Raw genomic sequence first — 10,104 nt, 5'->3', positions numbered from 1 at the left:
CCACCGCCGGGCCGGATCCGTTGGGCCGCACCCGGATCGCGGCGGCGAGGCTGGTCGCCGAGGGCGTGGCCGCCGTGGTGGTCGACTGCGAGACGTCCTTTGTGCGGCTGGGCCTGGCCGGGCAACTGGCCCGCCAGCTGGGCGCGCCGGCGATCCGGCTGGAGCAGCTGCACGCCGATTCCCTGACGCGCGCGGTGCGCGACGCGGCCTGAGCGAAAGGGTTAAGCGCTTATGCCACAGGGTGTTCCATTGCAGGTTCCCGATGACGGCCTGACCACGCGGGCGCGGCGCCACACGCCCGTGCTGGCGGTGCACACCGGCGCCGGCAAGGGAAAGTCCACGGCCGCATTCGGAATGGCGTTGCGGGCCTGGAACGCCGGCCTGTCGGTCGCGGTGTTTCAGTTCGTCAAAAGCGCCAAGTGGAAGGTGGGCGAGGAGGCGGTCTTCGGTCAGCTGGGCCAACTGCACGACCAGCACGGGATCGGTGGTCGTGTGGAATGGCACAAGATGGGCGCGGGCTGGTCCTGGACCCGCAAGGCGGGCAGCGACGTCGATCACGCGGCGGCCGCGGCCGACGGCTGGGCGGAGATCGCGCGCCGGCTGGTCGATCAGCGCCACGACTTCTACGTGCTGGACGAGTTCACCTATCCGCTGAAGTGGGGTTGGGTGGACGTCGACGAGGTGGTGCGGGCGCTGGCGGCGCGACCCGGTCATCAGCACGTGGTCGTCACCGGACGTGACGCACCGCAAAGCCTGATCGACGCGGCCGACCTGGTGACCGAGATGGCGAAGGTCAAGCATCCGATGGACGTAGGACGCAAGGGGCAGAAGGGCATCGAGTGGTGAGTGTTCCCGCGGTGGTCATCGCCGCCCCAGCCTCGGGCAGCGGAAAGACCACGCTGGCAACGGGTTTGATCGGTGCCTTGCGGCAGGCGGGCCACGCGGTGGCGCCGTTCAAGGTGGGCCCGGACTTCATCGATCCCGGCTATCACGGCCTCGCCGCCGGCCGCCCCGGCCGCAACCTCGACCCGGTGCTGGTGGGGGAGGGTCTGATCGGCCCGCTGTACGCCCACGGCGCGCGTGGCGCGGACATCGCCGTGGTCGAAGGGGTGATGGGGCTGTTCGACGGCCGGATCGGGCCCGCTGCAACCACTCCCGCGGCGGGCTCGACGGCCCACGTGGCAGGCCTGCTGGGTGCGCCCGTCGTTCTGGTCGTCGATGCGCGCGGGCAGAGCCAGAGCGTCGCCGCGCTGCTGCATGGCTTTTCCACCTTTGACACCGGTACCCGCGTGGCCGGAATGATCCTGAACCGGGTCGGATCGGCCCGGCACGAGCAGGTGTTGCGGCAGGCCTGCGAGCACGCCGGCGTCCCGGTGCTCGGCGCCATTCCTCGGGTGGCCGAATTGGAGCTGCCCACAAGGTATTTGGGACTTGTCACCGCGGTGGAGTACGGGCAGCGGGCGCGGCTGGCGGTGGAGGCGATGACCGATTTGGTCGCGCGCCACGTCGACCTGGCGGCGGTCGTTGCCGCCGCCGCAAGCCGGGTCGCGCAACCGCCCTGGGATCCGGCGGCGGTGGTCGGGGAGACGCCCGCCGGGCGTGCCACTGTCGCCATGGCGGCGGGCAAGGCATTCAGTTTCGGCTACGCAGAACACCGGGAACTGCTGGCCGCCGCCGGCGCCGATGTGGTCGAATTCGATCCGCTCGTCGACGCGTTGCCCGACGGCGCCGATGCGGTGTTGCTGCCCGGCGGTTTTCCCGAACAGTTCACCGCGGAGCTCTCGGCCAACGACCTCGTCCGCCGGCAGATCAAGGAGCTGGCCGCCGCGGGGGCGCCGATACACGCCGAGTGCGCGGGGCTGATCTACCTGGTCTCCGACCTCGACGGCCATCCGATGTGTGATGTGCTGGCCGGGCGGGCGCAATTCACGTCGCAGCTGACCCTGGCGTATCGCGATGCCGTCGCCGTGGCGGATTCGTCGTTGCACGCCGCGGGCCAGCGGGCGGTAGGGCACGAATTTCACCGCACCACAGTCACATTCACCGACGATTATCAGCCGGCCTGGATGTACCGGGTCGACGGAGCCGCCCAGGGGAGCGCCGCCGTGCGTGACGGCGCCGTGCACGCCGGGGTGCATGCGTCTTATCTGCACACCCACCCGGCGGCCGCGCCGGAGGCGGTGGCGCGCTTCGTGGCACACGCTGACTCCCGGCTTCGCCGCGCTGGCGATCGCCACTAGGCTTGCCGGGTGACCGAGAGCGCCTACCTTGTTGGGCTGCGGCTGACCGGCAAGAAGGTCGTCGTGGTCGGCGGCGGCACCGTTGCCCAGCGCCGGTTACCCTTGCTCATCTCCAGCGGCGCCGACGTCCACGTCATCTCCCGCAGCGCCACCCGATCGGTCGAGGCGATGACGGGAATCACACTGGCACTGCGCGAATACCGCGACGGCGACCTCGACGGAGCCTGGTATGCGATCGCGGCCACCGACGACCCGCGCGTGAACGAGGCCGTGGTCGCCGAGGCCGAACGGCGCCGCATCTTCTGCGTTCGCGCCGACGTCGCCGTTGAGGGGACCGCCGTCACCCCAGCATCTTTCGACTACGCGGGGCTGTCGGTCGGCGTGCTGGCCGGTGGCGAGCACCGCCGGTCGGCGGCGATCCGCTCGGCCATCCGCGAGGCGCTGCAGACCGGGCTCATCACGCCCGAGAGCCCAGTGGGCTCCGACGTCGTCAAGGGCGGCGTCGCGCTGGTCGGCGGCGGGCCCGGCGACCCCGAACTCATCACCGTGCGCGGCCGCCGCCTGCTGGCCCAGGCCGACGTCGTGGTCGCCGACCGGCTGGCGCCACCGGAACTGCTCGCGGAACTGCCCCCGCACGTCGAAGTCATCGACGCCGCCAAGATCCCGTACGGGCGGGCGATGGCCCAGGATGCGATCAACGACGTGATGATCGAGCGCGCCCGCGCCGGCAGCTTCGTGGTGCGCCTGAAGGGCGGGGACCCCTTCGTGTTCGCCCGCGGCTACGAAGAGGTGCTGGCGTGCGCCGAGGCCGGGATTTCGGTGACCGTGGTGCCGGGTGTGACGAGCGCCATAGGAGTGCCCGCTTTAGCGGGCGTCCCGGTCACTCATCGGGCGATAAATCACGAGTTCGTGGTGGTCAGCGGGCATCTCCCACCCGGTCATCCCGAATCGTTAGTGAATTGGGATGCGCTGGCCGCAATGTCCGGCACCATTGTTTTGCTGATGGCCGTCGAGCGCATCGAACTTTTCGCCGAGGCGCTCCTCAAAGGCGGCCGACCTGCGGATACTCCGGTGTTGGTCGTTCAGCATGGAACGACCGCCGCTCAACACACTTTGCGGGCTACCCTCGCCGACACGCCCGAAAAGATCCGCGCCGACGGTATCCGACCTCCGGCGATCATCGTGATCGGCGCTGTGGCGGCTTTCGGGCTTTAAACGGTTCTTAAGATTACTGTAAGGTAACCCTTTATGACGGCTCTCAACGATGCAGAGCGCGCGGTGCAGAATCTTGCCTCGGCGCGCCCCGATCGTCCGGCCCCGGTGCGCGCGGCGGAGACCACCGCGAAAGCCCCGGCGGAGACCGCCTCAACGCGCATCAGCAAGTACTATCCGGCGTGGCTGCCCTCGCGGCGCTTCATCGCGGCCGTCATCGCCATCGGCGGCATGCAGCTGCTCGCGACCATGGACAGCACCGTCGCCATCGTCGCGCTCCCCAAGATCCAAAACGAGCTGAGCCTGTCCGACGCCGGCCGCAGCTGGGTGATCACCGCCTACGTGCTGACGTTCGGCGGGCTGATGCTGCTCGGCGGTCGTCTCGGCGACACCATCGGGCGCAAGCGAACCTTCATCGTCGGTGTCGCGCTGTTCACCATCTCCTCCGTGCTGTGCGCGGTCGCCTGGGACGAGGCGACCATGGTCATCGCGCGGCTGTCGCAGGGCGTCGGTTCCGCCATCGCCTCACCGACCGGCCTGGCGCTGGTGGCCACCACCTTCCCCAAGGGGCCGGCCCGTAACTTCGCGACCGCGGTGTTCGCCGCGATGACGGCGGTCGGCTCGGTGATGGGCCTGGTCGTCGGCGGGGCGCTTACCGAGGTGTCCTGGCGGCTGGCGTTCCTGGTGAACGTGCCGATCGGCTTGGTGATGATGTACCTGGCCCGCACCGCACTGCGGGAGACCAACCGCGAGCGGATGAAGCTCGACGCCACCGGGGCCATACTGGCCACCTTGGCCTGCACCGCGGCCGTATTCGCCTTTTCGATGGGGCCGGAAAAGGGCTGGATGTCGATCACCACCATCGGCTCGGGCGTGGTGGCGCTGGGTGCCGCGCTGGCCTTCGTCATCGTGGAGCGCACCGCCGAGAACCCCGTCGTTCCGTTCGGCCTGTTCCGTGATCGCAACCGGCTGGTCACCTTCACCGCGATCTTCCTGGCCGGCGGGCTGATGTTCAGCCTGACCGTGTGCATCGGCCTGTACGTGCAGGACATCCTCGGTTACAGCGCGCTGCGCGCCGGCGTCGGCTTCATCCCGTTCGTCATCGCGATGGGCATCGGCCTCGGCGTCTCCTCGCAGCTGGTGTCCCGGTTCTCCCCGCGGGTGCTGACCATCGGCGGCGGGATCCTGCTGTTCTGGGCGATGTTGTTCGGCTGGGCGTTCATGCACCGCGGGGCTGCTTACTTCCCCAACCTGGTGCTGCCCATCGTGGTCGGCGGCATCGGCATCGGCATGGCCGTCGTTCCCCTCACGCTGTCGGCCATCGCCGGTGTGGGCTTCGATCAGATCGGACCGGTATCGGCCGTCACGCTGATGCTGCAGAGCCTGGGTGGGCCGCTGGTGCTGGCCGTCGTGCAGGCGGTGATCACCTCGCGGACGCTGTATATGGGCGGCACCACCGGCCCGGTCAAGTTCATGAACGATGCGCAGTTGGCCGCGCTGGACAACGGCTACACCTACGGGCTGCTCTGGCTGGCCGGGGTGGCCGTCATCGTCGGCGGCGCGGCGCTGTTGATCGGCTACACCCCCGACCAGGTTGCGCACGCGCAAGAGGTCAAGGAAGCGATGGACGCCGGGGAGCTGTAGCTCACCGCAGGCGGGTTCGCAGTCGCCGCTAGGCCCGATGGCGGTGACCCACTGCGCCCGGCTTCGCCGCGCTTGTGATCACCGCTAGGCCCGATGGCGGTGACCCACTGCGCCCAACTTCGTTGGGCTGTATCTGATTGCCCGGCTCCTCAGCGGGCCGATGCGGCCCGCATCGTCGCCGAGCGCCAAGTCACCGCTAGGCTAGCCCGCTGTGATCACCCGGATGTCCCAGTTGTTTTTGCGCACCTTGCGCGACGATCCCGCCGACGCCGAAGTCGCCAGCCACAAGCTGCTGATCCGGGCCGGCTACATCCGGCCCGTCGCGCCCGGCCTGTACAGCTGGTTGCCGCTCGGATTACGGGTGCTGCGCCGCATCGAGCGCATCGTCCGTGACGAGATGAATGCCATTGGCGGACAGGAGATCCTGTTTCCCGCGCTGCTGCCACGCGCGCCGTACGAGACGACGAACCGGTGGACGGAGTACGGCGACTCGGTGTTTCGGCTGCAGGATCGCCGCGGCAATGACTTCCTGCTGGGCCCCACCCACGAAGAGCTGTTCACCCTGACCGTCAAAGGTGAATACAGCTCCTACAAAGACTTTCCGGTCCTGCTCTATCAGATCCAGAACAAGTATCGCGACGAGGCGCGGCCGCGGGCCGGCATCCTGCGGGTCCGGGAGTTCGTGATGAAGGACTCCTATTCGTTCGACATCGACGACGCCGGACTCAAGGCCGCCTATCACGCGCACCGGGAGGCCTATCAGCGCATCTTCGCGCGCCTTCAGGTGCGCTACGTCATCGTCTCCGCGGTATCGGGGGCCATGGGCGGCAGCGCGTCGGAGGAGTTTCTGGCCGAAAGCGCCGTCGGGGAGGACACCTTCGTGCGGTGCCTGGAATCCGGCTACGCGGCCAACGTCGAGGCCGTCATCACCGCGCGCCCGGAGGCGCAGCCGATCGACGGGCTGCCCGAGGCGGTGGTGCACGACACGGGCGACACCCCGACCATCGCCACGCTGGTGGACTGGGCCAACCAGGCGGACCTGGGCCGCGCCGTCACCGCGGCCGACACGTTGAAGAACGTGCTGCTCAAGGTGCGTCAGCCCGGCGGGGAGTGGGAGCTGCTGGCCATCGGGGTGCCGGGTGACCGCGAGGTCGACGACAAACGGCTGGGCGCGGCGCTGGAACCGGCCGAATACGCGTTGCTCGACGACGCCGACTTCGCCAAGTATCCCTTCCTGGTGAAGGGATACATCGGCCCGAAAGGCTTGCAGGACAACGGTGTTCGCTATCTGGTCGACCCGCGGGTGGTGGACGGCACCAGCTGGATCACCGGGGCCGACGCGCCCGGGCGGCACGTCGTCGGGCTGGTCGCCGGCCGGGACTTCACCGCCGACGGCACCATCGAGGCCGCCGAGGTGCGCGACGGCGACCCCTCACCGGACGGAGCGGGTCCGCTGGTCTCGGCGCGTGGCATCGAGGTGGCGCACATCTTCCAGCTCGGCCGCAAATACACCGACGCCTTCACCGCCGACGTGCTCGGTGAGGACGGCAAGCCGGTCCGGCTGACCATGGGCTCCTACGGGCTCGGGGTGTCACGGATGGTGGCCGTCATCGCCGAGCAGCACCACGACGAACTGGGCCTGCGCTGGCCGTCGGCGGTCGCCCCGTTCGACGTGCATCTGGTGATCGCCAATAAGGACGCGGAGGCGCGTACCGGCGCCACCAACCTGGCCGACGAGCTGGACCGGTTGGGCGTCGAAGTGCTGCTCGACGACCGCCAGGCCTCACCCGGCGTGAAGTTCAAGGACGCCGAACTGCTCGGCGTCCCCTGGATCGTCGTGGTGGGCCGGGGCTGGGCGGACGGGGTGGTGGAGCTGCGCGACCGCTTCGGCGGCGAAACCCGCGAACTGGCCACCGGGCCGTCACTGGCCGCCGACATCGCGGCGGCCTGCTCGCCGAACAGCGGTTAGTCGTTGCCCCCGGGGAAGCTCGTCGTGATGGGCCAGGCGCCTAGCACGCGGCTCCACCGGGCGCCCATGACCGCGCTCTGCACCAGGGCCGTCGCGGCGAACGCGCGGTCGGCGCCGCTCTCGGCGTGCTCGGCGACGACGCGCCACGCCCCCGCGCCGTCGTTCTCCATCCGCGCGGCCAGGCGCGCGGCGTCGGCCGGGCCGCCGACCACCAGCGGCAACTGGTAGCCCGCCGCGGCGACGGGAACGGTCACCTTGCGGGCATTGAGCATCGCGATGACGTCGTCACGGCGCTGGCGGTGCTGCGCGAGGGCCTCTACGACCATGTCGTTCACGCTGGGCGGGGACAGCGCCGAGACGATGCCGTAGCCGTAGATCGTCGAGTGCTCGATGGCCAGCGCGTCGCACAGCGCCGTGTTGTCGGCATCCTTGCCGGAGGTCATATCGACGGCCCCCCGGGCACGAGCGCGACCGTGTACGAGGCAGTGCAGGAGGCGGCGATCGAGGCCAGCAACCCGGCCCGATAGCCCGACTCGGTGCCTACCAGGCGGGTGGCGCTGTCGGCCGAGGCCCGCAGCGCGTTGATGACGTCGGACACCGGCGGCGGAGGCGGTGGCGGGCCGGCCGGCTGGGCCTGGCCCGGGTTGGGCGTCTCGCTCGTGGGGGAGGTGGCGAGCTTGCCGGCCGCGCGCGAGATCTCCGCGGACAGCGCGCGGGCATGCGCGGCGCGCTGGCTCGCCACCACGGTCAACGCGGCGGCGACCTGAGGCGGGTTCCCGATGGCCGCTGCGGCGGCACCCGCCAGCGCGCTGTCGTGCCGGGCCTGATCCAGCGGCCCCAGCAATTGCTCGACCGGCGGCGGTTTGGGCGCGGACTTGCCGCAGGCGGACACCACCGCCCCGAGCGCAGCCAAAGCCGCACCACCGGCGAGCACATCTCGCCTGTTGACGAACGGAACTGCGCTAGGCACAAAGACATCCTGCCATCGGCGCGCAGCCGGGCACGATGCCAGGACGCGATCACGCCGTCAACCGCGATTCCTGGCGTATCGTGGATAGCTGGTTCTCGCAGAGGGCGGCCGCCGACAGCAACGGTCAGCAACGGGCGTTCCTCCGCCGGGACACCGGAAGCCGCCTGCGAAGCCATCGGGGCGCCGACATCCGTCAGATGACCGGACAACTCAAGATGAGGAGCTCGCCGTGACCACCGGGCTACCGTCGCAGACGCAGGTGATCGAGCTACTCGGTGGAGAGTTTGCGCGCGCCGGATTCGAGATCGAAGACGTGGTCATCGACGCCCGGACCCGCCCCCCGCGAATCATGGTGATCGCCGACGGCGACAACGGCCTCGACTTGGACACGGCGGCCACGTTGTCCCGCTCGGCATCGGCACTGCTCGACGGCCTGGACACCATCGGCGACCAGTACGTGCTCGAGGTCTCCTCGCCCGGCGTGGACCGCCCGCTGACCAGCGCGAAGCACTTCCGCCGGGCGCGCGGCCGCAAGGTCGACGTCGTCCTGTCGGACGGATCGACGCTGACCGGCCGGGTCGGCGAGACGGGCGATGGCGCGGTCGCACTGGTGGTGCGCGCGGGCCGGGATCTGGCGGTGCGCCAGATCCCCCTCGCCGACATCGTCAAAGCTGTTGTCCAAGTGGAGTTTTCGCCCCCTAACCAAGCGGAGCTGGAACTGGCGACCACGGGTCAGGCCCAAAGGACGGAGGAGCGGCGCCTATGAACATCGACATGGCCGCGCTGCATGCCATCGAGGTGGACCGCGGCATCTCGGTCAACGAGCTGCTCGAGACGATCAAATCGGCGCTGCTCACCGCCTACCGGCACACCGAAGGCCACCAGAACGACGCGCGGATCGAGATCGACCGCAAAACCGGTGTCGTGAAGGTGATGGCCCGGGAGACCGACGAAGACGACAACGTCATCAGCGAATGGGACGACACCCCCGAGGGTTTCGGCCGCATCGCCGCCACCACCGCCCGGCAGGTCATGCTGCAGCGGTTCCGGGACGCCGAAAACGAGCGGACTTACGGCGAGTTCTCCACCCGCGAGGGCGAGATCGTCGCCGGCGTCATCCAGCGCGACAGCCGGGCCAACGCGCGTGGCCTGGTGGTGGTCCGGATGGGCACCGAGACGAAGGCCTCCGAGGGCGTGATCCCGGCGGCCGAGCAGGTCCCCGGGGAAAGCTACGAACACGGCAACCGGGTGCGGTGCTACGTCATCGGGGTGACCCGCGGGGCCCGCGAGCCGCTGATCACGTTGTCGCGGACCCACCCCAACCTGGTTCGCAAGTTGTTCTCGCTGGAGGTCCCCGAGATCGCCGACGAGTCCGTCGAGATCGTGGCGGTGGCGCGGGAGGCCGGCCATCGGTCCAAGATCGCGGTGAAGTCCAACCTGCCCGGCCTGAACGCCAAGGGCGCCTGCATCGGTCCGATGGGGCAGCGGGTCCGCAACGTGATGAGCGAGCTCTCCGGAGAGAAGATCGACATCATCGACTACGACGAGGACCCCGCCCGCTTCGTCGCCAATGCGCTGTCGCCGGCGAAGGTGGTGTCGGTGTCGATCATCGACCAGGCCGCCCGCGCCGCCCGGGTGGTGGTGCCCGACTTCCAGTTGTCCTTGGCCATCGGCAAGGAAGGCCAGAACGCGCGCCTGGCCGCCCGGCTCACCGGGTGGCGCATCGACATCCGCGGCGACTCGCCCGCCGGGGCGGGCGGGCATCCGGAGAGCCAGTCCGAACACGGCGCCACCCACGGAATGGCCCGCGACCGCTAGCGGTCCGGCCGGGTCGCGCCGGCGCACGCTCGGGCGGTTCTGAGCTTCGATCCGGTGACGCTAGACTGAGCCGTGATCCAGCGCGAACTTTCGGCTCCCGAAATCACGTCGCACCGTCATGCGGGTGGACCCGTACGGACGTGCGTCGGGTGCCGGAAGCGAGAGCTGGCCGTCGAGTTGCTTCGAGTGGTGGCTGTGCCGAACGGGAACGGCGAATTCGCCGTGATCGTTGACACAGGCAAGAGCCTGCC

At 69.6% G+C, this 10,104-nt stretch carries 9 protein-coding genes and 2 pseudogenes; 9 read left to right on the top strand and 2 right to left on the bottom strand.

What is annotated here, in order from left to right; genetic code table 11:
• The 6 genes and pseudogenes from A5622_RS01520 to A5622_RS01495 all read left to right on the top strand — a co-directional run.
• Nucleotides 1-212: pseudogene (locus A5622_RS01520) on the top strand (hypothetical protein); the annotation flags it as partial.
• 19 nt (nucleotides 213-231) lie between these two features.
• Nucleotides 232-846, top strand: a complete 615-nt coding sequence (gene cobO / locus A5622_RS01515) for a cob(I)yrinic acid a,c-diamide adenosyltransferase (protein WP_066876220.1) — start codon at nucleotides 232-234, stop codon at nucleotides 844-846.
• Nucleotides 843-2,240: a cobyrinate a,c-diamide synthase gene (locus tag A5622_RS01510; protein ID WP_197507925.1), complete on the top strand. Its 1,398-nt coding sequence runs from the start codon at nucleotides 843-845 to the stop codon at nucleotides 2,238-2,240. The genes cobO and A5622_RS01510 overlap by 4 nt, the downstream gene beginning before the upstream one ends.
• Before the next feature lie 9 nt (nucleotides 2,241-2,249).
• Nucleotides 2,250-3,455, top strand: a complete 1,206-nt coding sequence (cobA, locus tag A5622_RS01505; RefSeq protein ID WP_066876216.1) for a uroporphyrinogen-III C-methyltransferase — start codon at nucleotides 2,250-2,252, stop codon at nucleotides 3,453-3,455.
• A gap of 33 nt (nucleotides 3,456-3,488) precedes the next feature.
• Nucleotides 3,489-5,096 carry an MFS transporter gene (locus tag A5622_RS01500; RefSeq protein ID WP_066866974.1) on the top strand — a complete coding sequence of 536 codons (1,608 nt, stop codon included), beginning with the start codon at nucleotides 3,489-3,491 and terminating at the stop codon, nucleotides 5,094-5,096.
• 211 nt (nucleotides 5,097-5,307) lie between these two features.
• Entirely contained in the window at nucleotides 5,308-7,065 is a 1,758-nt protein-coding gene (locus A5622_RS01495; protein ID WP_066876214.1) for a proline--tRNA ligase, read from the top strand.
• Here A5622_RS01495 and A5622_RS01490 read toward each other — a convergent pair.
• Together A5622_RS01490 and A5622_RS01485 are read right to left on the bottom strand one after the other, a co-directional pair.
• Nucleotides 7,062-7,508, bottom strand: a complete 447-nt coding sequence (locus A5622_RS01490; protein ID WP_066866978.1) for a ferritin-like domain-containing protein — start codon at nucleotides 7,506-7,508, stop codon at nucleotides 7,062-7,064. The two genes, A5622_RS01495 and A5622_RS01490, sit on opposite strands and share 4 nt — an antisense overlap.
• The gene (locus A5622_RS01485) at nucleotides 7,505-8,035 is read right to left on the bottom strand and encodes a hypothetical protein (protein WP_066866980.1); all 531 of its coding nucleotides are present in this window, start codon (nucleotides 8,033-8,035) and stop codon (nucleotides 7,505-7,507) included. The genes A5622_RS01490 and A5622_RS01485 overlap by 4 nt, the downstream gene beginning before the upstream one ends.
• Before the next feature lie 229 nt (nucleotides 8,036-8,264).
• On the opposite strand from A5622_RS01485, the gene rimP reads away from it, so the two are divergent.
• The 3 genes and pseudogenes from rimP to A5622_RS27735 all read left to right on the top strand — a co-directional run.
• Complete coding sequence (rimP, locus tag A5622_RS01475) at nucleotides 8,265-8,801, top strand: ribosome maturation factor RimP (protein WP_066876211.1); 537 nt, start codon at nucleotides 8,265-8,267, stop codon at nucleotides 8,799-8,801.
• Nucleotides 8,798-9,853, top strand: coding sequence for a transcription termination factor NusA (gene nusA, locus A5622_RS01470; RefSeq protein WP_066866986.1), 1,056 nt, complete (start codon nucleotides 8,798-8,800; stop codon nucleotides 9,851-9,853). Before rimP ends, nusA begins: the two co-directional genes overlap by 4 nt.
• A gap of 72 nt (nucleotides 9,854-9,925) precedes the next feature.
• A pseudogene (locus A5622_RS27735) lies at nucleotides 9,926-10,104 on the top strand (DUF448 domain-containing protein); the annotation flags it as partial.

Origin of the sequence: Mycobacterium sp. 1245801.1 (genome assembly GCF_001673055.1) — a bacterium.
Classification (GTDB): domain Bacteria; phylum Actinomycetota; class Actinomycetes; order Mycobacteriales; family Mycobacteriaceae; genus Mycobacterium; species Mycobacterium europaeum_A.
The sequence above is the reverse complement of the archived record's forward strand: the minus strand, read 5'-3'. Positions and strand labels throughout refer to the sequence as shown.